Raw genomic sequence first — 24,931 nt, forward strand, 5'->3', positions numbered from 1 at the left:
AAGATTTTGTTTTATTATTTTTCAACATCTTCCTGCTTTAATATTTCCTCAACTTCGTGTTTATATGGCATAGCAGGTGCTGTACCAATTTTTGTCACGGAGAGGGCGGCAACTGCATTGGCGAAGGTCATCGCTTCACGGACAGAGTACCCAGTGCAGAGCGCGTGAGCAAATCCCCCATTAAATGCATCGCCAGCCCCTGTTGTATCAACAGCCTTTACTTTGAGACCCGGAACCAAATCACCCTTCTCACCGCCAGTATAAAGGAATGCCCCCTTCGATCCAAGGGTGATAATCACCGTCTCAACACCCAATCCATGAATTTTCCTCGCAGCCACTAAAGCTGATTCTTCATCTTTTACTTCCACCCCGCTTAGCTCAAATGCTTCTGTTTCATTTGGAGTAATATAGGTCACAGCCGAAAGAATCTCTCTAGGAAACTCCTGGTATGGGGCGGGATTTAAAATGACCGGAACATTATATCTTTTTGCTAGTTTCATCGTAGTTACCACTGCTTCAATACTTGTTTCCAACTGAAGCAGGACGATGTCTGCAGTTTTGAACCTTTCCTCCGCTGCGACTACTTCCTCTTCTGTAATAGTTCCGCAGGCACCCAGGGCGACAACAATGCTGTTTTCACTTTTATCATCCACGGCGATCAATGCAGCCCCAGTTGACTGGCTTGGATCGACAATAATATATTGAGTATTGATATTTTCTGATTCAAAGTGTTTTAATGCCTCTTGACCAAAAAGATCGTCGCCCACTTTGGTAATAAACGTAACTTCTGAGCCGCACCTTGACGCTGCGGTCGCCTGATTTCCACCTTTTCCTCCCGGCCCCATCTGAAACGGTCCCCCTAGAACCGTCTCCCCCGGCTTTGGAAGATGTGGTGCCCGGCTCATTAAATCTACTACATAACTACCAATTACAAGCACATTAGACATAAATGCCCTCCAAATAATGACCTAAATTCTCTCTACACAATAAACAGCATATAGTATTTGAAGATATTAGCCTTCTCCTTCAAATTGAAAAGTGGTGGATGTATTTTCCATCTTACTTTTATTATATATAATTCATCTTGTTACAGCCTACCAAAATTGCACATAACCAGAAAGGTGTGATTCGAGTGATTTGGCTTTATTTTGCCTGTTCTTATTTCATTGGGTGCATTATGTTTGGATATCTAATTACAAAATTGCTCTTTCATCAGGATATCCGCAGACAGGGGAGCGGAAATGTCGGGGCGCGGAATGCCGGGCGCCTGTATGGCAAAAAAGCCTTTGTTATCACGTTTCTTGGGGACGCTTTAAAGGGCATTCTGATCATTCTAATTGGCCGGTACCTCGGTTTTTCTGAATCTATTCAATTACTTGGCCTCGCTTTTGCCATCATTGGCCATTTAAAGCCCGTTACGCTTAAATTTAAGGGCGGGAAGGGCATTTCAACGTTCATTGGCGGGATGGTTGCCTTCGAGCCCTTCCTTGCACCTGTATTTATCCTGGCATTCCTTGTCACATATCCCTTCACCAAAAGCTTTACCTTTTCAGGATTAGGAGCATTCCTTGTCATTCCAGTGTTTTTGTTTATCCAGCATGATAATTGGGAAACCGGTGTACTGGCAATCATAATCTTAGCTTTAATACTCCTTGCACACTCAGAAAATATTAAAGTCCGATTGAAAAAGTAATTCCTATCAAGCTCCCCCATTCCACTTGACTGCTGCCCAAATACTTTGGTCGGTGATGCGGGAGCACCCTTGCAAATCGGAAATCGTCCGGGCGAGGCGGATGATTTTAATTTGCGTTCGATTGCTCAGCCCTTTTTTAAAAGATAACTTTTGTAAATCCACCTGCTGCCCCGCAGGCAATGGGCTTGTCCTTAAAAGCACCTCATACGGAACCCGGGCATTGCAAATTTCCTGCCCATGTAAAAAAATTACAATCAATCTGTCGCCTGCCGATCAAAAGAAATTTGGCCCGATGTTTGATCTGCAGATGGCGATTAGTCAATTGTTGAGTTTGCATGAATTAGATTTGGTCATTCCAGAAGGGACCGGTTTTTTGGGAGCCCTGTCATTGGATGGTTCGATTCAGTTGGTTGAAGGAATGCTGCCGGCTGCACTTGCTGCGAAAAGGCTTGGTATTAAATGGATCTAAATGAGCGAAGGGCCGCAATAATACGCTCCTCGGCTTCCTTCACCGCAGCATCGGGAAGCCCGAAAATTTTAAACGAATCAGTGTCCCAATATAGGTGCTAACCTCGACATTGACCCGGTACCCTTCCATTCCTTTTAGGCCAATGCTCAACACACGCGCCCACATTATAGCATCACCTTTTCGCCCATATAGAGCTTACCATCTTCCCAGAAAAATTTATCATCCCAGCGGGATTTCATATATTGCTGATAATGCTGTGTCTGTGGGTGAGGAAAGTAGGAAAGAATCGGCTGGGGTTCAATTAAAGGAATACCCTTCAAGTCGATGTAAGCTCGATAGCTGCTCCATGGATACTCCTCAGGCAGGTTCACCATCCCGGCGCTGACAGGATTTAAGTGAATATATTTACTGACATCGATTTCATATTCAGGGGAATTGAGCAGTTCAGCGCCATAGCGCTTTTCAAATACATGCCCCGAATAATCGTACTTTTTATTAAAAAATTTCGCGTATTTCGTATTGAGGTTTTTCATTATGATGCTGAGCGGAGATTCAAGTGTTTCAATCTGGAGATGGGTATGATTGGTCATCAAACAAAACGAATGGAGGATGAAAGGGTATTGCTTCCTTGTTTCTTCTACTAAATTGAGGTATTTTTCATAATCTTCATCATCATAAAAAAGCGAATTTCTTCTGATTCCCCGACTGGTCACATGATATTTCGCACCGGCAAACCACAATCTTGCGCTGCGTACCAATGTAAATCACTCCCTTTGCATTATCTACTTTTTATTATACTGGAATCAGTCTTTTCGATTAGCAATATTCACAATATTTAACAAAATGTTCAAAGCTGAAAACGACCAAGCTGTCGAATGTATAAAAAGTCCTGCCTGCTAATATTTATTTACTATAACATTTTACATCTAGGGGGTAAGTCTCTGAAAACAATAAGATTCCTCCAATGGCTGATCGGTATTCTCCTATTGGTGTACGGCATTTATCTTATTTTCGGAACTCAGGAATTTTTCGGTACCATCTTAATTATTGGGGCCTTTTTAATTTTTCCGACTTTAAAAAGAAAAGCACAATCCAATGATTATTACGATAATAATGATGTTTCTAAAGATGACCATATTTATGCTGGCGGGGATAGTGATGGCGGCAGCGGGGACTCAGGAGGAGATTAATTAATTTATCTAAAAAATGTCCCCGACTTTGGGGACATTTTTTACTGTATCTTTGAAAAAAAGTACAAAAACCACACGGCATGATTTTGTTCATCAGCTGCCGCTCTTCGAAAAATACTTCTTATTGCTGGATCTGTCGCTTCATCAGCGATTTCTTGATAAAAATCAACGGTATGCTGTTCATCCTGCAGGGCAAATTCTAATCCTTTTTTATAAACATTTGGACAATCTTCCGTGATTTTTGGCTGGGGCTGTCTGCCTGTTAAACGGCTATAAAGCTGGACAAACTGCTGATAATGCTTAACTTCATCCTTACAAATTTCAAGAATTTGCTTCCGTTCCTTTTCATTCGCCGCTAGCTGGGCTAATTGGTCATAGCAATTTATCGCACTATATTCCCCATTAATTGCTTTTTCAAGATCAGTAATCATTTTATGAGGCTGCCTGTTTATCGCATCGTAGTAATTTGTATAAGGATACATAACGTGACCTCCGTTTTCATTACTATTTGTATATCTTACGGCCACAGAAGTGTAAAGTGCAGATTATAAAATTTTGTCGACCAATTCTTTTACACGAGATTACTCATTCCCCGGGAAACATTCATTATTCGACGTCATTCCCCTCCCTATATCCAAAAATGGTAGAAGAATGTCGAATTTCCCTTCACATAATAAAAAAATCAGTTTAATATAAAAAGGAAGCAAAAACGGAAACTTTTGGTAACATTATTCGATAAGGGAGCGTGAGAGTCTAGTAGAGAAGCCATACAACCTTTCAACTCGGGGTTGTACCGACTCTTTAGAGTTAAATAAAGGCTCTTTTCGTAAACTTTGTTGCTGTTGGAACTTATTAAGGGGCATTTACAAAGTTTCTAGGCAATTTTCGCAAATGTTCTTACGAAAAGATGCCACGAAGAATCTGGGATATACGTGTTGATGAACTTATACGAAAAACAACAACCTTTGCGAAAATAGCCTAAATAAAAGATTAAAGGGGTACTATGCTTTGAAACAAAAACTATTAATCTTCTCAATTTTCGTCCTGTTATTCGCGGGATTGGGGATCGGAACTAGCCATACGTATGCCGCCAGTTCGGGCTGGAAGCAGGAAAGTGGCAAATGGTATTACTACAATAATGATATGGCGGTAAAAGGCTGGTTATACATAGGGAATAAGTGGTATTACATGGATAAAACCGGCACAATGCAGACCGGTTGGATTAACGTGGATAACAAATGGTATTACCTTCAATCAAGCGGCGAGATGAAAACGGGATGGCTGCTGCTTGGTTCCAGCTGGTATTATCTTAAGTCTAGCGGCGAAAGAAGCACCGGACTACTAACCATCAATTCAAAATTGTACTATTTTAATAGTTCAGGTGTCATGGAGTCGAATCTATGGAAGGAAATAGAAGGCAAAAAATATTATTTTACTACCGATGGTGCCGCAGCCAAAGGCATCACTGGTATTCTGGGAATAAAATATCTTTTTAACACAGATGGTACACTTGTCTATGGTTGGGGCAAATTGGATGGGAAATGGTATTTTTCCAATAATGAAGGTGTAATTCAAACCGGATGGATTACCTACAAGGATAAAAAATATTTGTTAGACCAAAGCGGCATCATGCAGACGGGATGGTATCAAGAGCAAGGGAAAACCTACTTTTTCGATAATAGCGGGGCTTTCAAAACAGGCTTAACCATCTTGGATGGGAAGGGATATTATTTCGGTAACGATGGTTCCCTATATAGCGGCTGCTGGTTTACTGCCGAAGCGAAAAAATATTACGCAAATAAAGCAGGTCAGCTTCAAAAGGGATGGCTGCTTTTGAGTAACATTTGGTATTACCTTGGTGACGATTTTGCTATGAAATCAGGCTGGATACTTGACGGTGGAAAATGGTACTTTTTAAATGGCCAAGGCGAAATGCAATCAGGGTGGCTGGATAATAACGGCGGGCGATATTACTTAAATTCAGGCGGGGCCATGCAAACTGGCTGGATAAATCTAAGCGGCAAATGGTTTTACTTTAATCAGTCCGGGCTGCTGAAAACAGGGTGGTTCCAGGATAAAGGAAACTGGTATTACGCCGACAATAATGGCATCATGCAGACTGGCTGGATTACGGTTAATGGCACGGATTTCTTTTTAGAGTCCAGTGGTGTTTGGGTCCCTGTTTCCCGGGATTTAGAAGGGAAAGTAATTGTTCTCGATCCCGGTCATGGAGGTTATGACGGAGGGGCGAGTGCAGCAGGTGTTCTTGAAAAAACCATTAACCTGCAGGTCAGCTTGAAATTCGCCGACATGTTAAAACGGCACGGGGCTACGGTTTATTTGACCAGGAGCACGGATGAATTTATTTCATTAGATGGAAGGGTCGAATTTTCAAATTCCATTAATCCAGATGCGTTTATCAGTATTCACGTTAACTCGGCAGGAAGCAGTTCTAGCTCCGCCCAGGGAATTGAAACCTATTTTAATTCTGTCGACGGGGTGATGCCTGAGGAAAGCAAGCAGCTTGCTGCTTACCTTCAGAATGAAGTCATTAAAGCAACCGGCGCCGTCACAAGGGGCGTAAAGGATGAGAGCTTCCGTGTAATAAGAGGAAATAACGCACCTGCAGTCTTAATGGAAATCGGCTTCATCACCAATAACGGGGAACGGGCCAATCTTATCAGCGACAGCTACCAAAACAAACTATGTAATGGATTAATAAACGGATTACTGAAATTTTTCAATCAATAAAGAGAAAAAAAGCATTGACAATAGGGATGCAAAATCCGTATAGTCAATGCTTTTTTTGGTGAAAAAGAAACTAACATGATTAACAAACGTATAATAGTACAATTGGGTGTCAGGCACCCTCTGCGCACATTTGTACGCCCAGGGGTGGACCATCGGAGTTTTCAGCTGATCTATTGTAGTTTTCTATTGCATGCACCATCCACTGTAATATAAAAAGGAGGGTTTCATAATGAAAAAATCGTTAATGATTTTATTTACCGGCTTTTTGCTGATGCTTAGCGGCTGCTCTCTGCTGAATGATGCAAAGAATACAGTCACGTATATAAACGAGGCAACTAGTTATTTAGACAAGGCAACTGCTTTTGCTAATGACGCCCCTTCTCTTGCCCAACAAGCTGTAGGAAATCAGCAGGCGGCTAAAGAGCTTGAAACAATTCTACAGCAGATGAAACAAGAAATACAATCCTTTAATCAACTCCAAGCACCGGATATAGCTGTTGATTTGCACCAGCAAATAATAGACCAAAACAACAAACTATTGGATGGAATTAACCTCTATTTAAATAATTTTAATAACGACTTACTAGACCCAACCGTTTTACAAAACACCGAACTCTTTCAAACCGTTCAGGACATTACCAGCATAATTAATCAGATCAAACAGCTTGGGCGATAATGACCCTTCAAAATCACATACGGAAGTGTCCACCACACGCGGACAAAACTAAAAATTGTCCACGTGTGGTGCCTGACACTAATCATAACTTCCTTAACCAAATTTGAAATACCGCACCTCCCTGCACACCGTTCAGCGCTTTAATTGTTCCGCCATGTGCTTCAATGATGGCTTTGGTGATGGCAAGTCCGATTCCCGAACCACCCTCTTCACCGCTATAGAATCGCTGGAACACCTTGTCCACTTCTCCCGGCGCGAATCCTATTCCATTGTCCATTACTTCTATTAAAAACGTCTTCCCATCCCATATGCTGCTTTTCACGATGACCGCTGATTTTGCATAGCGAATAGCATTCCCAAGCAAATTGATAAAGGCCCGCTTCATTTTTTCACGGTCAACCATAAGCGGCTCGGAGATAGCCCGTTCGACAACAATTTCAATTTCACGCTGATCGGCTAACGCCGCCACACTTTCCACCGCCTCTTGAAGGATAGTTTCTAATGACTCCCGCTTAAACACAAAGCTTTCCTCGACACTTTCAAGCTTTGCTAAATAGGTGATACCTTCGACAATCCGCTTCAGCCGCTGACTTTCGGCAATAATGACGTTTAAGCTTTTATTCACATCTGCTCCGGTTACGATACCATCTAATATTCCTTCAGCGTTACCTTGAATTGCCATCAACGGCGTTTTCAATTCATGCGAAGCATTTTGAAAAAATACCTTTTGGTCCTCATCATACTGCTTCAGCCTCCGAGATAAAGCATTGAAGCTTTCAGCAAGTTCGCCAATTTCGTCCTTCGTCGTTAGACGGATTTCCCTGTTCGCCCCTTTCAACGAATAATTTTTCATATGTTCACTAAGGTTGCGAATGGGTCGCGTTATCCCTTTTTTGAAAAATAACCCTAAAACCACAGCAATCATTGCCGACAGCACCAAACTAATCAGCTGCGACCTCCGCATCAATCGATTCAGTTCCTGAACCTCATCCAGTCTGGCTACTAAGGTTACATATCCTCGCGTCTTCCCATTTTTTGCATGGATCGGCACCGTTTCCGATACAAAATTTCTTCTTGGCCTCTGCCTAAATTCTTCTAAGACAGCTTCTTTTAAATCCGTATAAACGATCTCCTGCCGCGCCGTCCAGATAATCATTTTGGAAGACAATAACCGCTCTGTAACAGCCAGCGCCTTTCGATTCATGAGCTTTTCCTCAATTACCGGTCTGGAGAGAGACGACTTGCCAAGTAATTGACTCATCACCGTGGCTTCCTTATGTAATTGCTGTTCCGTTTCGTGAATCAAATATCGCTGCGAAATAAAGCGAAAGGATACGCTTGTAATGATGAATATAATGATAATCAATAAAAAATAAGTGAATAAGAGCTTCGTTCCTAATTTCAACCTACTCATCCAATCTGTACCCATATCCCCAAATCGTCGACACCGCCACCGTTGACTGGTGCTGCTCCAATTTTTTCCGGACCCGCTTCACCAAATCATCAATCAGCCGCCCATCGCCAGCGAACTCATACCCCCAAATAAACTCAAGCAGTTCATCTCTTGTAAAAGGCTTCCCTTTGTTTTGCGCTAAAAAGCTAAACAAATCGTACTCCTTGGTCGTCATTTTGATTTCCTGGCCGTCTTTTTCTATGTACCGCCGCTCCGAATCAATATTTACATCCCTTATATTCAGGATTTGCGTCCCACTAGCGTTCGTTTTCCCAAGCCGCTTAAATATATTTTTAATTCGAACCATCAGTTCACGAGGGCTGAATGGCTTCGTCAAATAATCGTCCCCGCCAAGCTCCAAGCCCAAAATCCGATCAAATTCACCGTCTCGTGCGGAGACAAAAATAATCGGAATATCGCTCACCCGGCGAATCTCTTTGCAAAGCTCAAGTCCATCGAGATGAGGCATCATGATGTCGATGATCAATAAATCCGGTCTAAGCCGCAGCATTTCCTGAAAAACGTGTCTTCCGTCAGAAAAAAGTGTCACTTTGTAGCCTTCATTTTCGATATATTTTTGCAAAATATCCCTAATATTCTTCTCATCATCCACAACAAAAATATGCTTCATCAACGGTTCACCTCGGTTCCATTATATAATAAAGAAGAGATAGCACTGAACACTATCTCTTCCCCGACTCTATTTTAAAATCTCAATCATCTTATCCAGTTCTGCCAGCTTTTCTTTCATTTTTTCATTAATCTTTTGCTGTGTCGCAATCAGCTTGGAGAACTGTTCACTGCCTTCGCCTTTTTTCAGGTCTTCTTTCAGTGTCTTCCGCTTATCGCGTCCCTCTTGGATAAGCGTCTTCATATCGCTGTTTAACGTCTTCAATTGCTGCTTTACTTCTTTTGCCTGCTTTATGTCCTCTTTGTTGCCGCTTTGTTTGGCAGCCACTACTAAATCGAGGAGCTGGTCCCTTTTTTCAATCATTTGTTTCTTCAGGTCAAGGCGGTCTTCACGAAGCAGATTTACTTGATGAATTTGATCTTTAAATTGGCTAAGCACCTCAAGCCGTTTGCCGGTTTGTCCTGCTTTTGCTTCTACTTTTGCCGGCGGATTTTCCGCAGCGGAAACACTTTGGATTTTATAAACGCCCCCTAACAGCATCAAGGCGCCTACCCCTACAATCAGTCCTTTTTTTAGATCCATTTCCATCACTCCTTTCCTCTTCAGTATAGACAAAGAGTGTGGCAGAACTTCGGGATAAATGTGTGAAAAGTGTGTGAAAATGGGCTGAGAGTTGAAGCTGTAAAAATAAAAGCCCTGCCTGGAAAGGAATCATTCCAGCAAGGCTTTTAATATTATTTACCCGTTAAGGCAGTATAGGCATTTGCTTCGCCAGAACCGAATAATTCATCGTGACCCTTTTTGCCATAATCTAAGGCTGTCTTTTCGATTAAGGCCTTCACTTGTGCTGGAGTATAATTTGGGTGAGCCGCCTTAATGACACCGGCGATTCCAGCTACTTTTGGTGAGGCCATGGATGTTCCGTGTAGGTAGGCGTAGCCTTTATTATCGACCATAGTAGCATATCTGCCCAAGCCTCTTGGCCAAGTTGACAGTGCCCGATAAGTAAAATCACGCTTACTTAAATAGTCACCAGCAGGGTCTTGTCGGAAAAAGCCATCATAAACAGGACCGTTGTCACCACCAGGAGCTGCTACATCAATATAACCATTTCCATAATTGGAATAGAAGGCTAGGTTATCTGTAGACCACTCATTCGAAGAAGAGACAGTTATGACACCAGGAAGACCACCAGGTGTATTAATGGCAACACCTTTATAAACTAGGTTGTCGCCCCCATAATTAACATTCATATAATCCGTCAGTGATTTTTTATCTGCAAAATCCAGCGAACTATTTCCCGCTGATGCAACAACGGTAACATTTTTGTTCACAGCATATCTGATGGCCCGTTTCCAAAGAAGGACATCAGCAATATCACTAAAACGAGTACCATCAAGGTAATACTTCAAATTATCGAACCCGCCAATTGACATGTTTATTACATCGACGCTATCGTTAGCTGCTTGGACGATCGCCTCTACAATTGGAGAGGTTGGAGCACTTCCAGATGCATCGAAAATTCGGTAAGCACGGATTCCAAGGTCTGGTCCGACCCCTTTAATTTTTCCATTCCCGGCTATGGAACCGGCCACATGTGTTCCGTGTCCATTTGTATCTGTTACATCACTTGTTTTGCCTTTTTCTTCTGGAACTCCACCAAAATAGCCACCGGCTGGAACAAAGTTCATTCCACCGATAAAGTTTGCAATTAAATCAGGGTGTCCTGCATCAATCCCCGAGTCAATTACACCGACAACAGCCTTATGAGTAACTTTCCCGCTCGCTGTTTTAGCTCCACCAGACTCTATGGCAAATGATTTCCCTTTGTTAGTTAAATGACGGATATCCCATTGGGAGCTCCAATATGTACCGTCAGCATCTGGAGTAATATCAACTCTCTTACCATCTGCTCCTTCAGGGGTACCATCCTCTAATTTGTAAACCCTTTCAGAATTAGCCGCAACAATAGTTGCACTCGACTTCAACTGACTAAGGAAATTAGGATTTGAGGATCGAACCTCCAACCCGCCAACCTCTGGCATAGCCCTTAATACTTCCCCACCAGCGTTCTTAATTTCCGCTAGATAGTTCTTCGGTAAAGACTGACTATAAGCAATTAGATAGTTTTTGCTTACAGTCTGCACACTTGCAGATGTGTGAACACTAGTTGAAAAGCCTAATAGAGACATTGCTAAAACACTGCTGGCGACGATCGCCATTCCTCTTTGTTTCTTCTTCACAAGCAAGACCTCCTCTATATTTGTCCCAACGCTCTTAATTTTAAAACTATTAATTCCCCTTTGAAAACAAATACTTCTCGATAAAGAATGACACCAGACGCAGAACTTGCCTAAGCTTGTCTTTATTTAAAATTTTCTAGTAAACCGGCAAAACTCCATATCTCGTCAAAATTCTTTTTTTCATCAAAAAGACCTCTCTGCACAGGCGGAGAGGTCCTACAAATTATTTATTTTATTTTTGTTCCTCTACCACTATATTTCATCTTCAAAAATAATATCGTTAACGCTAAAATCAAGGTAATTAAATTGGCTACAATGATGGGGATATCTTTTATAAACAGTCCGTAAATCAGCCATAACAGTACTCCCGCGGTGAACATGCCGTACATGATAAATGAAATGCCTTCCGTGTTCTTTTCTCTGATCGTTTTAATTGCCTGCGGAAGAAATGAAAGCGTTGTTAAAATTGCAGCCAAATAACCAAAAATGGATACAATGTCCTCCATCGACCTGCCCCCTAGTAACTTATATAAACCAAAAACCTCGTCTCTGGCACCTAAGCACCTCTTCCATTATACTAATATACAACCCTGCATATCTATTAATGAAGAGATGGCAGCCATCCTTTTTGAGAGGAGATTTTTCATGGAGCGAAACGGTATTTTTCATTCAGTTTGCCCGCTTGACTGCCCGGATCAGTGCGGATTGCTTTTACATAAAAAAGACGGGAAAATCGTCAAGGTCGAGGGTGACCCCGAGCATCCGGTAACGAAGGGGCATATTTGCAACAAGGTACGGAATATGACGGAACGGATATATGATGAGAATCGATTGAAATACCCGTTGAAACGTATAGGACCCAAAGGCGAGGGAAAGTTCACGAGAATCAGCTGGGAAGAAGCCTTGAGAACGATTACGGCGCACTGGTCGGAACTTATTCATTCAGATGGTCCGGAAAGCATCCTCCCCTACAGTTTTTATGGGAACATGGGGAGGCTCAGCGCGGAAGGAATAGACCGCCGTTTCTTCCACCGCCTCGGTGCTTCCAGACTCGATCAAACAATTTGCTCTTCAGCCGGCTCCGTTGGCTATAAATATACGATGGGCGGAAGCCTAGGAATCGACCCGGAAGATACGATCCATTCGAAGCTGATTTTCTTTTGGGGCATCAATGCTGCCAGCACCAATATGCATCAAGTCGCCCTTGCTCAAAAAGCCCGAAAGCAGAACGGTGCTAAAATCATCGTCATCGATGTTCATAAGAACCAAACAGGCCGATTAGCGGATTGGTTTATTCCGATTTTACCCGGCACAGACAGCGCACTCGCCCTTGGGCTCATGCAAATTATGTTTGCCGAAAATATGGTGGACCAGGACTTTCTCCAAACCTATACCGTTGGTCACGAAGAGCTCCGGGAACATGTTATGCAGTACAATCCAGAGACGGTTTCCGCCATCACTGGAGTTCCAGTTGCGGACATTTACAAACTCGCACGAATGTATGGAGAAACGTCTCCATCGTTTATTCGAATTGGAAATGGGCCGCAGCATCACGACAATGGCGGGATGTTCGTCCGTACCGTTGCATGTCTGCCTGCCCTGACCGGCCAATGGCTTGTCAAAGGCGGCGGTGCGATTAAAGGAAATTCGGGGTACCTGGCACTGAATACGGAATACCTGCAGCGCCCTAACCTTTTGAAAAATAAAAATACTCGTATCGTGAACATGAACTTGCTCGGTGAAGCATTGCTGTCCCTTGACCCGCCTATTAAGTCCCTCTATGTTTACGGCTCAAACCCGGCAGTTGTTGCTCCGTCCAGTCATAAAGTAAGAAAAGGCCTTGCCCGAGAAGATTTATTTACCGTCGTTCACGATTTATTTTTAACCGAAACGGCTAAGTATGCCGATATTGTCTTGCCAGCAACGTCTTCCTTTGAAAATACGGATATTTATACGTCCTACTGGCACCACTATACCCAGCTTCAGCAGCCGGTTATTGAACCATTTGGTGAAGCTAAATCAAATGTCGAAGTGTTCCGCTTGCTGGCGCATACCATGGGATTCGGTGATGAAGCAGCCTTTAAAGAAACTGAGGCAGAGATGATTGAAGGTACGCTGAATAACCCAAGGAATCCATATTTGGCAGGAATTAATTTTGAAGGGTTAGCCGAGTCGAATTATCTGAAAGCCAAGGTGAAACCGTTGTTTCCTGGAAAACTTCCAACGCCTAGCGGAAAAATAGAATTATATTCTGAGAGGATGAAGCAAGACGGACACCCGCCGCTTCCAACCTATATTCCTCTTCTGAACGATGGGGATCATCCATATCAATTTGTGCCTGGGCCAAATCATAATTTCTTAAATTCTACTTTTTCTAACAACCAGAAGCATGTTGACCTGGAAAAAGAACCTCGATTGCATATGAATAAGAAGGATGCCCTGGCAGCTGGCATTCAAGATGGCGAAATGGTGCGGGTCTGGAATGACCGCGGGGAATGTACGCTGAAGGTTTCAATTGGTGAGAGCGTCCTCCCAGGAGTCGTCGTCAGCCAGGGACTTTGGGCCGACGAAAATGGAACGAAACAGTTGGTTAACGTCCTCACCCCGGATCGGATTGCCGACATGGGCGGCGGCGCCACCTTCTTTTCGGGCCGTGTCAGCATAGAAAAAAATTAATTTTTACAAACAAAAGCTCCCTGGGTTCTCTTACCAAGGAGCTTTTGTTCAGCTTGCTTTGTAACCTTTGCCCATCATTTCGTGGACGTTGTGGACGGTGACGTAGGCCATTTCGTCGATTGATTTTATAATATTTTTCAACTGGATGATTTCCTGTTTATTGATGACGATATAGAGGACTTCCTTGTTCTGACCGGTGTAGCCGCCGCGTCCGTCTAAAACAGTCAAGCCGCGTGACATTTTATTCGTAATCCCTTCGAGCACCTGCTCTGGCGTGTTCGAGATAATCAAGACGGCGACCCGCTCATCAAGCCCTTCAACGATGAAATCAATCGCCTTCGCCCCGACATACACAATCAAAAGTGTATACATCGCCTTTTCCAAACCAATAATCGGAATCGACCCTGCCACCACAATAATATCAATAATGAGCACAGATTTGCCAAGGCTCCAGCCGAAAAATTGTGTCGCCAGCCTAGCTATAATGGTTGTTCCGCCTGACGTTCCGCCCGCACGAAATATAAATCCAATCCCGCCATTCACTAATAATCCCGCAAAAAGGGAAGCAAGCAGGGTATCCTCCGTTATCCGTTTGCTGACATCCTCTGTTATAAATAAAAACCCTGAGCAGGCCGCAATCGAAATCAGCGTATAAATAAACGCTCTTTTTTCAAAAAATTTATAGCCGACCACGATCAGCACAGCATTTAAAACAAAGTTCACGACCCCAGGTGACCAATTCCACAAATAGTGCAAAATGATGGTAATACCTAAAAGTCCGCCTTCGGAAAGATGATTGGGAATCGTGAAAAAATTAACTCCGACCGCAAAAATAAACGCACCCAGTATAATGAAAAGCATATCTTTAAACAGTTTCCTCATTAAAATGCCATCCTTCTATTATGCCGCTCCATTTAGAGCTCACAAAATCATTTCTTCCAATAATGATACAACAAAATGACGGACACTAGTAACCTAAATTGAGGAGGCATAAAAAAAAGAACAGAGACATCCGTCTCTGCCCTTCCATAAAAATCGTGGTTTCAAACATCGCCAATCCGTCCACTACATAAGGACATTTGTCCACGAATGGTGCCTGACACCACAATGACACTGCAATGACACTACAATGACACCACACTCTTTAGTATTTCTGCTCCTTGTGCCATCTCCAGGCATCGCCGATGATTTGTTCAAGGTTTCGCTGGGCTTTCCAGCCTAGTTCATTAAGGATTTTAGCGGAAGAAGCGACGAGTCTGGCCGGGTCGCCAGCACGGCGGTCGGCCATTTCGACATTGGCTTTTACCCCAGTTACTTTTTCACAGGTCTCGATAACTTCCTTCACAGAATAGCCCAGTCCATTTCCTAAATTGTAAACCTCAGCAGACTTCTTCCCACTCAAAAGCGCCTCAAGTGCAAGAATATGAGCGGCAGCCAAATCAGTAACATGGATATAATCGCGGATACATGTGCCATCCGGAGTGTCATAATCATCCCCAAACACAGACACCTTTTCCCGAGAACCTAATAATTGCTGCAACACAATCGGGATTAAATGCGTCTCCGGATCATGACTTTCGCCAATCACCGCGGAGTCATGCGCTCCTGCTGCATTAAAGTAACGAAGCACCACATAATTTAAACCATAGGACTTGGAAAAATCAGCCAGAACCTGCTCGACCATCAGCTTAGAATGACCATATGGGTTAATTGGTGCAGTCATTGTTGATTCATCTATGATTTCCACATTCGGTATGCCATAGGTTGCCGCTGTAGAAGAGAAAATAAAGTTTTTTACTTGAAATTTCATCATGACCTTCAACAATGTTAAAGTAGAGGCCACATTATTTTGATAATATTTTAAAGGATCAACAACAGACTCTCCAACCAGGCTATTGGCCGCAAAGTGCATGACCGCCTTGATGGGATAGCTTCTAAAGATCATTTGCAAATCCTCTTCATTGCCAAGGTCTCCCTTAACAAAAATAGCCCGGCTATCAACGGCCTCGCGGTGACCCGTAGTCAGGTTATCCAATACAACGACCTCTTCTTTTTCGACTAAATCCTTCACAAGATGGCTGCCAATGTAACCAGCGCCGCCGACAACGAGAATCATAGTTCATTTCCCCTTAAATTAAATTCTATACCGTAAGTATTATAGCACTTTTAGCCAACTACCGCTTGTCAGGTGTATTTGCTAATAATTCCCTAATAAAATCTCATGGTGACAGGCATCTTTTTTCATTGTATTTTCCTACTTCGACTATTAAAATCAACAATAAGATTTAATTTTTAGGAGGCCCCACCATGAAACTGAGCAGTGAAGAAATTGAGATATTAAAAATCATCGAAGAAGACCATAAGCTTTCCGTTGAAACGATTGCATCCATGGTACTTAGCAGCGAAGAAAAAGTTAAAGCGGCGATTGAAAAATTAGAGCAGGAAAAAATCATTATCAGTTACCCGACCTTAATCGATTGGAGCAAAGTCGAAGGCCAGGAAAACATCATTGCAATGATTGATGTAAAAGTAACTCCGAAGCGCGGGGTCGGCTTTGATGAGGTAGCAGAGCGAATTTATCGTTTCCCGGAAGTGACTTCCCTCTATCTTATGAGCGGTGCTTACGATTTGTCGATAACTGTTGAAGGTAAAACGATGACACAAATTGCCACGTTCGTATCGGAAAAATTATCAACGATTGATAATGTCATTTCCACCACCACCCATTTCATGCTGAAAAAATATAAGCATGACGGGGTCATCTTTGGCGGCGGTGATGAGAAAGATAAACGAATGGTGGTTTCACCATGAAACAGGATTACGCCCATTATCTTTCCAAAACAGCAAAAGAGCTTCAGCCGTCCGGCATAAGGAAATTTTTCGATTTGGCCGCCAGTATGAAGGACGTGATTTCGCTGGGAGTCGGTGAACCTGACTTTATCACTCCCTGGAACATTCGCGAAGCAGCGATTTTATCCTTAGAACAGGGCGAAACCGCCTATACGGCGAATCCGGGGCTGCTGGAGCTTCGGCAAGAAATCACCAACTATCTGGGAACCAGGTTTGGGGTCGAGTACGATCCTAAAAATCAAATTATTGTGACAATCGGAGCCAGTCAGGCCATCGACCTCGCCTTCCGGGCGATTTTAAACCAAGGTGATGAGGTCTTGATTGTGGAACCAGCCTTTGTTTCCTATGCCCCATTAGTATCGATTGCCGGAGGCACACCTGTTGCTCTTTCAACTTCGCCTGAGAATGGGTTCAAATTGACACCTGAGCAGCTCGAAAATGCCATCACGGAAAAAACAAAAGCAATTTTGCTTTGTTTTCCGAACAATCCAACTGGCACCTCCTTAAACAAGGAGGAACTGACGGAAATCGCCAGAATCGTCGAGAAACATGATCTAATTGTGGTATCAGACGAAATATACGCGGAATTAACCTATGATGAAGTCTTTACGAGCTTCTCGGCCCTTGAGGGCATGTATGACCGAACCATATTAATCAACGGGTTCTCCAAAGGTTTTGCAATGACCGGCTGGCGCTTAGGTTTACTTGCGGCTCCAGCACCTTTTGTGGAAGTTATGCTGAAAATTTTCCAATATACAACGATGTGTGCACCGACGATGCTGCAGCATGGTGCAATTGAGGCCCTCCGGAACAGTTTTCATGATGTGGAAACGATGAAACGAAGCTATCGCAGAAGGCGGAACTTTGTCGTCCAGACGTTGAATAAGATCGGTTTGGATTGCCACATTCCCGGCGGCGCCTTTTATGTGTTTCCATCCATTAAAGCAACCGGCCTTACCTCGGAACAATTTGCGGAAGAGCTGCTGATGCAGGAACGAGTCGCAGTAGTCCCTGGCCATGTGTTTGGTGAAAGCGGAGAAGGGTATGTACGTTGTTCTTATGCTACCTCGATGGCCCAGCTTCAAGAAGCGCTCAAGAGAATGCAGCGTTTTTTGGAATCGAAGGGTGTCTATGGGGAAAATACGGTGGAAATATTGAAATAAACGTGGAAAGCCCAATTCTGTGTGAGGAATTGGGCTTTACTAAATTATAATGGGAATTTTTATTTTTTGAAGATCAATAGAAGCATTTATTTGGAAGTTAAATTATAACTGAAGGTGAAATTTAAGTTTAGCTAACTCTCTTTCATTTCGAGCTGATTTTTCCCAGATATGTTCTTGTTCTGCCCTAATGTCAGTCACGATATTAAGTATTTCAGTAATTTTCGCCTCATTTTTGCTATCCATGGCGGCTAGTTCCTTCCTCATTCCCTGCTGGTCATTCTTCATTTTATGCTGTTCTTTCTTCATTACCTGCTGCTCGATCTTCATTTCCTGCAGTTGCTGATTAATATTTCCTACTATCGAAATGATGCTAGATAACATCTCTTCCATCCTATCTAGTTTCTTTTCCAAGTATGTCACCTCCTATTTTAACCATTATTATACACCAATTTTTCATCCTACTATCGACATCATCCGATATATTTCCATTTTTACTCAAAAAATAATGATTGAAAATCTCGCAGAAAACGAATAATATATTAAAGTATTTCAAAAATGTTCGTGTTTTCGGAGGAACCTTAATGTTTAAACTAAATGAAAATCATACAAATGCCAAAACAGAGCTACTTGCGGGGATTACGACCTTCTTTACGATGGTCTATATCGTGGTGGTCAATCCCGTTATTCTTGCTGATGCTGGCGTGCCGTTCCAGCAGGTTTTCACGGCAACCATCATCGCTGCGGTGGTCGGGACTCTTTGGATGGGGCTTTTCGCCAACTATCCAATCGCCATCGCTCCGGGGATGGGGCTTAACGCGTATTTTGCCTATTCTGTCGTCGGCGGCCACCAGGGTATCACCTATCAAACAGCCTTTGCCGCTGTCTTTATTGCCGGTCTTATTTTTGTCATCTTATCGTTAACTCCTTTACGGGAAAAATTAATCGATGCCATTCCGGATAATCTTAAACATGGGATTACCGCTGGAATCGGCTTATTCATAGCTTTTATAGGACTTCGCCTGACAAAAATTATTACGGCACATCCGACAAATCTTGTTGGGCTGGGCGATCTCCATGCCCCATCGGCGATATTAACGCTTGTCGGACTCGCTGTGACCCTTGTATTAATGGTGCTGCGCGTAAATGGAGCATTATTTTTTGGAATGATTGTGACTGGTCTCATCGCTTTTTTCACAGGTCAGCTTTCCTTTAAAAATGGATTTATGGCCCTCCCTTCTCTGCCAGAAGGGCTTATGATTGGGAATCCTATCACCGCATTTGGTGATGTGGTTCAGCACAGTCTTTATGCCGTTGTATTTTCTTTCATTCTTGTAACGATTTTTGATACGACCGGAACGATGATCGGTGTCGCCAACCAAGCAGGCTTGATGAAAAACGGAAAATTTCCGCGGGCGCGTCAGGCATTGCTGTCTGATTCCATTGCGACGGCAATCGGCGCCATGTTTGGGACGAGCCCGACCACTGCTTATATTGAATCATCATCAGGCGTCGCAGCCGGAGGACGGACAGGCTTAACTTCACTTACTGTCGCTGCCCTGTTTATCCTGTCTGCATTCTTCGGCCCGCTCGTCAGCGCCGTTTCAGGAATTTCCGCCATTACAGCACCTGCACTTATTATTGTCGGAAGTCTAATGATGGGAAGTATTGCGAAAGTCCGCTGGGACGAGCTTGACGAAGCTTTCCCTGCCTTCCTGACGATTCTTTCCATGCCATTAACATCAAGTATTGCAACAGGAATCGCACTTGGATTCATCAGCTATCCGCTATTAAAATTAGTCAAAGGCAAATGGCATGATGTACATCCATTGTTATACGTGTTTGCTGTGTTGTTCTTTTATCAGCTTGCATTTTTACAGCATTAAATAAGAAAAGCGAAAGCGCCTCGGTCAGCCCCGACAAGAAACCTCGAGGGGCTAGGCGCTGAAGCTGGACAATTCTCAAAGTCGAATTTTGTTATCCTATAACAAAAGTCCAATTCGTATCAGAATTGGACTTTTGTTTTGCCTCTAAAAAAATTCCGAGTTAAAACAGGACAAGCACCCTCACGTATACTATCACTCCTCATACCATATAGATGTACCACTATATAAAAAAGTGAGGAGATTAAATGAAACTATATTTAGATCCAGGACACGGCGGCACTGACCCAGGAGCCCAGGGAAATGGTCTAAACGAGAAAGATATAACATTAGATATTGCGCTAAAAATCCGTACTATCTTACTAAATAATTATGAAAATATTGAAGTGATGATGAGCCGCACTGGCGATATTACAAAAAGCTTAAGCCAGCGGACGAATGAGGCAAATGCTTGGAAGGCTGATTATTATTTGTCTATTCACATCAATGCCGACAGCGGCACTGCCACAGGATACGAGGATTATATTCACAGCAATTTGTCGGACACATCAACAACAGCAAAATATCGGGATATTATCCATGCCGAAGTCATCAAGCTGAATCAACTTAGGGACCGCGGTAAGAAAAAGGCTAATTTCCATGTCCTTCGTGAATCGAAGATGCCAGCCATGCTATCCGAAAACGGCTTCATTGACAACTCCCAAGATGCCGCCCTCATGAAGCAGACTTCCTGGCGTCAAAATGTCGCTCAAGGTCATGCCAACGGAATTGCACTAGCATTTAACCTGCAGCCAAAATCCACTGCTCCCGCCGGAACCATCTACAAAGTCATTGCCGGTTCCTTCAAGCTGAGAGACAATGCAGACAAGCGCGTTGCCTTCCTGCACTCAGTGGGCATTGAATCCTTTGTTGTGACCACAACGATTTCTGGTGAAACCCGGTATCGTGTTCAGGCTGGCTCCTTTTCTAGCCGTACAAATGCCGAAACCCGCCTGCAGGAGGTCAAAAACGCCGGAATTACAGATGCCTTCATTGAGGCCGAAGCTCCAAGTACAAGCCCTACACCTGCAGCCCCAACAGGCTATTCGATCCTTGGCCCGACTTATCTCTCCCCAGAACACATGAATTTGTTCGTAAAATCAGTCAACCCGAACGCAATTGAGATTGGCAAATATTATTTAACCTTCGGTGAATATTATGGAATCAGAGGTGACATCGCCTTCGCTCAAGCCTTGCACGAAACCGACTTTTTCCGCTTTACCGGTGTGGTCCAGCCTGAACAAAACAACTATGCCGGAATTGGCGCTACAGGACCAAGTAATCCAGGTGCTGCCTTTAAAACCCAGGAAGAAGGAGTACTCGCCCACCTTCAGCACCTATTCGCTTACGCTTCTACTGAGCCATTGCCAAATCAATATCCATTAGTTGATCCCCGCTTCAATCTCGTAACAAGAGGTTCTGCTCCAACTTGGACATCCTTAAATGGGAAATGGGCTGTCCCAGGCACCACTTACGGACAATCCATATTGGACCTCTACAAACGAATGATTAACTTCGCGAAACTTAATCTAGATACTGTCCTCAATGACATCAACAAATAATAATGGCGGTTTGAGCAGAGCTTACCTTAACCAGTCCATAAAGTGTTAATAAATATTACAATAAAAACTGGTTTGCAAATGCACTATTGCGACGCCCCGCCCCTTTACCACAAAAGGCCGGATCCTTGCAGAATCCGGCCTTTTCCTCATTTTATAAAAATCCTACTTTACCCAAACACCGCTAGTATTAAAATAATACCATTTACCGCTGATCATTACCCAGCCGGTTTTCATCACACCGCTGCTGTCCAGGTAGTACCATTTGGTTCCTTCCTTCAGCCAGCCCGTCCGCATCGTACCGCTCGCATCCAGATAGTACCACTTAGCTCCATCCTTCAGCCAGCCCGTCCGCATTGTACCGCTCACATCCAGATAGTACCACTTAGCTCCATCCTTCAGCCAGCCCGTCTTCATCACGCCGCTTCCAGCCAGATAGTACCATTTACCCCCATCCCTTAACCAGCCCGTCTTCATCACGCCGCTCGCATCAAGGTAGTACCATTTGCCGCTGTCCAACAGCCAGCCGGTCCGCATCTCACTGGTTTTCAAATCATAATAATACCACTTGCCATTTGCTAAAACCCAGCCGAACCGCAGTGGAACCCCATTATTTTCTTGTCCTTTTTTAAAAAAGGTATAACTTACATTATTACCTTTAGCAGCGGGCTGGACAAATCCATCCTTCGAATTATAAGTTGTCACAACCGCGCCGCCGCCGTGCAAATTCACAGAGCTGCCGGTAAAAATTTTCTCGTTCAGCGTATTAAAGAAAGGATCACCCTTGAATCCGTACGGACCGGATCCTTCTTTTAATAAAAGCGCAATTCGGAAATTGGTCATTAATTTTCCAAACGTCATATCTGGACTGATATACTTTTTCGCAACATCCTCAATCGCCTTATAATTATTATTCGGATCTGCTAAAATTTCTTTAAAAATCCGATTTCCCTGCCCGGTTTGAATTTTTAGATACTGACCGAACAAATAAGACAGCGAATAATTGGCAAGCGTATCTCCGTAATAATCCCAATACAACAGAGAATGTCCATTTCTGATGGACGAAGAAAGGTTATAATACTCAACCCGGTCGGAAAGGCCGTGACCCAAATAGATTTGTTCGGCCGCCATCGACAAAGCTTCATCCAGCCATGTATCCATGCCCTCACTATTTCCTTCAATCAACGCATTTTGATTGAAGTTCACCATATGCTGAAACTCGTGGGCAAGTGTCTCATACGCGCCAGTGACATCCTTTTCCGAACCGATGCCCATTGTCGGGTACGTATCCATATAAAAAATCTCAGACTGATTGGAATGATCGACATTGTATAAATCCCCGGAATAAAAATATCCTGCGATATAGCCGCCGTCACTCGTATCCGAATATCCATCCTGAATGTCATAGCATAAAATATTTATTTTTCCATCATGGTCCACATCTGATTCCGGCCCAAAATTAGTGGTCACAGAGGAATAAATCTTATTGTCAAATTCCGTCCCCAATTTTTCAGCATCAGAATCAGTAATTTGGTTATCATAAACCCATACATTCGCTTTGGCTCCGCTGTAAGCTAAGCGGGCATTAATTTGCGAATCTGTATTCGTCGTTAGATCGGACACCCAAAATAGCTTTTGATCACCGATTTTATATGCCGGCATCAAAGACCGGGCACTTTTTCGAACCAGTTTGCCTTTATAAGCTGCATGGTCAAATGGTTTATTATAGTCAATCTTATACGCATCACGATTCAAACTAGCATTGGTCGTGACCTTCATTTTTTTCACATTAAAAGCCCCGGAGGCCTGAATGGCCTCTCCATCAACAGACTCATTACTAATTACCGCATATCGATCGTCCGGTCCAATGTCCCTTGGCGCAGCATAAAACGGATTTGCCACCTTAAAAGTAAGCACATCAGCATAGTAAGGATCATCACTAGATTTCGAAATTCCTATTCTCATATAAATATAAGGCTGATCGCTGAAATCACTTTTGGCCAGTTCCGTATTTAAATAAACGCCATTATACCCAGTCATATCATAATCCGCACTGCCTAAGAATTCCAAAGAACCCGCCGCTTCTTTATAAAGTTCGAGGGTCAAAAGACTATCCTTTTCCGTAGATGTATCTGACTCGTAGGTCAATTTCACATTCATCAGTTCTGAACTAACAGAAGTCACATCATCAAAATAAATATAATGATAACTGCCAACACTATCATATAAATCATCAACAAAATCGCCCTTCGCAATTAAAGGATAATCCTGCGGATCCATAAAATCCGCTTTCTTTACCGACTGCTTCGGTGCTTTTTCCGAAGATAATTTCTGGCTCATCGTCTTCTCAGGCGCGGCCGCCGCCGAATCCATCCCCTCGGCAAACCCCACCGAAGGCACCAGCACTAGCTGAAGCGCAAGTAATACCGCTGCAAATCTCCGCAATTCCTAAAACCCCATTTCCATTAAAAGTCTATTAGTATTCTACTATTAAACTCTCGTAATTTCATTCCCATTTTATTTCCAAAAGCAACCCTATGTAGTGATTGAACCAGTTTAGCGCTAATATCTAGTGATGCAGATTTCTGCCAAATTTTTGAACCGGATGCAAATTGAAAGAAGCCTCCACAAAATGTGAAGACTCCGATCATTAAAATGGAACTTTTTTGTAATACCGTCTCGTCGTCAGCGGATGGTTCCTTTGCGCTTCTAAATGGCAGCTGACCCTCTCGAGAAGACTCGCAAACACGATCGGTGAGATTAAACCCCTTAATTCCTCCGAAATCCCCTCTAACTGATAATCCTTCGTATCAAAAACGGTTACCTCTCTGGAGTAATGCTCAGCAAACCGCTCTACTCTCTCTATCAAAGGGCGGGTGCGATTCTCGCCTTTGAGCAGAATTAAACTCGTATCCTTCTCCACCAGCTCTAACGTGCCGTGAAAGAAATCGGAGGCATGGACAGGACGGGTTTTGATCCATTGCATTTCTTCTAAAATACACATCCCGTAGTAATAGGTTTGCCCCCAATCTACGCCTGCACCGGAAAGAATATGGTAAGACGTTCTCTTATGATTTTGGGCAAATGCGGAAGCCCGCTGCTCGGCTGCTTCCTTTACTTTTAAAAGTGCGTCTGGCAGCAGTTTCATTTCATCAATGTATTGATGGTACTGCGGGAATTCCTTTCGTTTATACATGAGGCGGAACGCTATCAAATAGGACTGGATGTAAAACGACTCACATGAGGTATCGTCCTTCGCAAAATTAACAAAGGTGTAATCCGTTAATTTCGCTAACGGTGTATCGGCATGGCCAACCAGGCTGATGGTCGTCGCCCCTTTTTCACGGGCAAATTGCGCCGCTGCCACCGTTTCTTTGGTGGTACCGGATAAGGAAGGCATAATCACTAAGGAATGTTTGTTTAAGTGTTGATGCTGCATCACCATTAATTCCGATGAGATTTCCGTAAAAACAGGCAGGGTAGAATACGTTTTTAAGATGTATTCAGCAGGATACATGAGAATCGCGGCGCCGCCTGTACCTACAAAAAATATATTTTTTATTTCTGACATGGAATCAATGGCCGCATCCAGCTCATCCTTAAGAGACAACGCTCCCTTTTGAATTCTTAAATACCGTTCCGAGTCGAAATTGAACAT

General features: G+C 43.3%; 25 protein-coding genes. 10 read left to right on the top strand and 15 right to left on the bottom strand.

Features of this window, described 5'->3' with window-relative positions; translation table 11 throughout:
• Nucleotides 1-14 precede the first annotated feature (14 nt).
• The gene (rbsK, locus tag PH210_RS16895; protein WP_289987150.1) at nt 15-947 is read right to left on the bottom strand and encodes a ribokinase; all 933 of its coding nucleotides are present in this window, start codon (nt 945-947) and stop codon (nt 15-17) included.
• A 185-nt stretch (nt 948-1,132) separates the two neighbouring features.
• On the opposite strand from rbsK, the gene PH210_RS16900 reads away from it, so the two are divergent.
• Entirely contained in the window at nt 1,133-1,693 is a 561-nt protein-coding gene (locus PH210_RS16900; RefSeq protein ID WP_289987151.1) for a glycerol-3-phosphate acyltransferase, read from the top strand.
• A 6-nt stretch (nt 1,694-1,699) separates the two neighbouring features.
• Here the strand turns inward: PH210_RS16900 and PH210_RS16905 are convergent, their stop codons facing one another.
• Complete coding sequence (locus tag PH210_RS16905; protein ID WP_289987152.1) at nt 1,700-1,951, bottom strand: magnesium chelatase subunit ChlI family protein; 252 nt, start codon at nt 1,949-1,951, stop codon at nt 1,700-1,702.
• Between PH210_RS16905 and PH210_RS16910 the strand changes: the two genes are divergently transcribed.
• Nucleotides 1,914-2,162: a magnesium chelatase domain-containing protein gene (locus PH210_RS16910; RefSeq protein ID WP_289987153.1), complete on the top strand. Its 249-nt coding sequence runs from the start codon at nt 1,914-1,916 to the stop codon at nt 2,160-2,162. The two genes, PH210_RS16905 and PH210_RS16910, sit on opposite strands and share 38 nt — an antisense overlap.
• Nucleotides 2,163-2,201: 39 nt before the next feature.
• Here the strand turns inward: PH210_RS16910 and PH210_RS16915 are convergent, their stop codons facing one another.
• Together PH210_RS16915 and PH210_RS16920 are read right to left on the bottom strand one after the other, a co-directional pair.
• Entirely contained in the window at nt 2,202-2,327 is a 126-nt protein-coding gene (locus PH210_RS16915) for a hypothetical protein (RefSeq protein WP_289987154.1), read from the bottom strand.
• A complete protein-coding gene (locus tag PH210_RS16920; protein WP_289987156.1) occupies nt 2,327-2,920 on the bottom strand; it encodes a transposase in 594 nt (197 codons plus the stop codon). The genes PH210_RS16915 and PH210_RS16920 overlap by 1 nt, the downstream gene beginning before the upstream one ends.
• A gap of 228 nt (nt 2,921-3,148) precedes the next feature.
• Here PH210_RS16920 and PH210_RS16925 point away from each other — a divergent pair, with 228 nt between their 5' ends.
• Nucleotides 3,149-3,352: a hypothetical protein gene (locus PH210_RS16925; protein WP_289987157.1), complete on the top strand. Its 204-nt coding sequence runs from the start codon at nt 3,149-3,151 to the stop codon at nt 3,350-3,352.
• 41 nt (nt 3,353-3,393) lie between these two features.
• Here PH210_RS16925 and PH210_RS16930 read toward each other — a convergent pair whose 3' ends face one another.
• Complete coding sequence (locus tag PH210_RS16930; RefSeq protein WP_289987159.1) at nt 3,394-3,834, bottom strand: ferritin-like domain-containing protein; 441 nt, start codon at nt 3,832-3,834, stop codon at nt 3,394-3,396.
• Nucleotides 3,835-4,360: 526 nt separating this feature from the next.
• On the opposite strand from PH210_RS16930, the gene PH210_RS16935 reads away from it, so the two are divergent.
• Both PH210_RS16935 and PH210_RS16940 read left to right on the top strand, forming a co-directional pair.
• Nucleotides 4,361-6,103, top strand: coding sequence for an N-acetylmuramoyl-L-alanine amidase (locus tag PH210_RS16935; protein ID WP_289987161.1), 1,743 nt, complete (start codon nt 4,361-4,363; stop codon nt 6,101-6,103).
• Between the two features lie 229 nt (nt 6,104-6,332).
• On the top strand, nt 6,333-6,779 hold the full coding sequence (locus tag PH210_RS16940) for a DUF6376 family protein (protein ID WP_289987162.1): 447 nt from the start codon (nt 6,333-6,335) through the stop codon (nt 6,777-6,779).
• 82 nt (nt 6,780-6,861) lie between these two features.
• Here the strand turns inward: PH210_RS16940 and PH210_RS16945 are convergent, their stop codons facing one another.
• The 5 genes from PH210_RS16945 to PH210_RS16965 form a co-directional block, all read right to left on the bottom strand.
• Nucleotides 6,862-8,193 (bottom strand): sensor histidine kinase, encoded by a 1,332-nt coding sequence (locus tag PH210_RS16945; RefSeq protein ID WP_289987163.1) that lies wholly within the window; start codon nt 8,191-8,193, stop codon nt 6,862-6,864.
• Nucleotides 8,186-8,863, bottom strand: coding sequence for a response regulator transcription factor (locus PH210_RS16950; protein ID WP_289987165.1), 678 nt, complete (start codon nt 8,861-8,863; stop codon nt 8,186-8,188). Before PH210_RS16950 ends, PH210_RS16945 begins: the two co-directional genes overlap by 8 nt.
• A gap of 69 nt (nt 8,864-8,932) precedes the next feature.
• Nucleotides 8,933-9,445 (bottom strand): hypothetical protein, encoded by a 513-nt coding sequence (locus PH210_RS16955; protein WP_289987167.1) that lies wholly within the window; start codon nt 9,443-9,445, stop codon nt 8,933-8,935.
• A 152-nt stretch (nt 9,446-9,597) separates the two neighbouring features.
• Nucleotides 9,598-11,106: a S8 family serine peptidase gene (locus PH210_RS16960; protein WP_289987169.1), complete on the bottom strand. Its 1,509-nt coding sequence runs from the start codon at nt 11,104-11,106 to the stop codon at nt 9,598-9,600.
• Nucleotides 11,107-11,333: 227 nt separating this feature from the next.
• Nucleotides 11,334-11,612 carry a SemiSWEET transporter gene (locus PH210_RS16965; protein WP_289987170.1) on the bottom strand — a complete coding sequence of 93 codons (279 nt, stop codon included), beginning with the start codon at nt 11,610-11,612 and terminating at the stop codon, nt 11,334-11,336.
• Nucleotides 11,613-11,751: 139 nt separating this feature from the next.
• Between PH210_RS16965 and PH210_RS16970 the strand changes: the two genes are divergently transcribed.
• Nucleotides 11,752-13,782, top strand: coding sequence for a molybdopterin-containing oxidoreductase family protein (locus tag PH210_RS16970; protein WP_289987171.1), 2,031 nt, complete (start codon nt 11,752-11,754; stop codon nt 13,780-13,782).
• A gap of 48 nt (nt 13,783-13,830) precedes the next feature.
• Here the strand turns inward: PH210_RS16970 and PH210_RS16975 are convergent, their stop codons facing one another.
• Both PH210_RS16975 and galE read right to left on the bottom strand, forming a co-directional pair.
• Nucleotides 13,831-14,664, bottom strand: a complete 834-nt coding sequence (locus PH210_RS16975) for a YitT family protein (RefSeq protein ID WP_289987172.1) — start codon at nt 14,662-14,664, stop codon at nt 13,831-13,833.
• A gap of 262 nt (nt 14,665-14,926) precedes the next feature.
• Nucleotides 14,927-15,898, bottom strand: coding sequence for a UDP-glucose 4-epimerase GalE (gene galE / locus PH210_RS16980; RefSeq protein ID WP_289987173.1), 972 nt, complete (start codon nt 15,896-15,898; stop codon nt 14,927-14,929).
• Between the two features lie 191 nt (nt 15,899-16,089).
• On the opposite strand from galE, the gene PH210_RS16985 reads away from it, so the two are divergent.
• Complete coding sequence (locus tag PH210_RS16985) at nt 16,090-16,593, top strand: Lrp/AsnC family transcriptional regulator (protein ID WP_289987174.1); 504 nt, start codon at nt 16,090-16,092, stop codon at nt 16,591-16,593.
• On the top strand, nt 16,590-17,795 hold the full coding sequence (locus PH210_RS16990) for an aminotransferase (RefSeq protein ID WP_289987176.1): 1,206 nt from the start codon (nt 16,590-16,592) through the stop codon (nt 17,793-17,795). Before PH210_RS16985 ends, PH210_RS16990 begins: the two co-directional genes overlap by 4 nt.
• Nucleotides 17,796-17,897: 102 nt before the next feature.
• Here PH210_RS16990 and PH210_RS16995 read toward each other — a convergent pair whose 3' ends face one another.
• Nucleotides 17,898-18,206: a coiled-coil domain-containing protein gene (locus PH210_RS16995; RefSeq protein WP_289987177.1), complete on the bottom strand. Its 309-nt coding sequence runs from the start codon at nt 18,204-18,206 to the stop codon at nt 17,898-17,900.
• A 170-nt stretch (nt 18,207-18,376) separates the two neighbouring features.
• Here PH210_RS16995 and PH210_RS17000 point away from each other — a divergent pair, with 170 nt between their 5' ends.
• Together PH210_RS17000 and PH210_RS17005 are read left to right on the top strand one after the other, a co-directional pair.
• Complete coding sequence (locus tag PH210_RS17000; protein ID WP_289987178.1) at nt 18,377-19,678, top strand: NCS2 family permease; 1,302 nt, start codon at nt 18,377-18,379, stop codon at nt 19,676-19,678.
• A gap of 245 nt (nt 19,679-19,923) precedes the next feature.
• Nucleotides 19,924-21,276, top strand: coding sequence for an N-acetylmuramoyl-L-alanine amidase (locus tag PH210_RS17005; RefSeq protein ID WP_289987179.1), 1,353 nt, complete (start codon nt 19,924-19,926; stop codon nt 21,274-21,276).
• A 162-nt stretch (nt 21,277-21,438) separates the two neighbouring features.
• Here the strand turns inward: PH210_RS17005 and PH210_RS17010 are convergent, their stop codons facing one another.
• Nucleotides 21,439-23,718, bottom strand: a complete 2,280-nt coding sequence (locus PH210_RS17010; RefSeq protein WP_289987181.1) for a M30 family zinc metallopeptidase — start codon at nt 23,716-23,718, stop codon at nt 21,439-21,441.
• A 205-nt stretch (nt 23,719-23,923) separates the two neighbouring features.
• Nucleotides 23,924-24,931 (bottom strand): SIS domain-containing protein, encoded by a 1,008-nt coding sequence (locus PH210_RS17015; protein WP_289987183.1) that lies wholly within the window; start codon nt 24,929-24,931, stop codon nt 23,924-23,926.

The organism is Paenibacillus sp. BSR1-1 (assembly GCF_030403775.1).
In the GTDB taxonomy this organism is placed as follows: domain Bacteria; phylum Bacillota; class Bacilli; order Bacillales; family Cytobacillaceae; genus Neobacillus.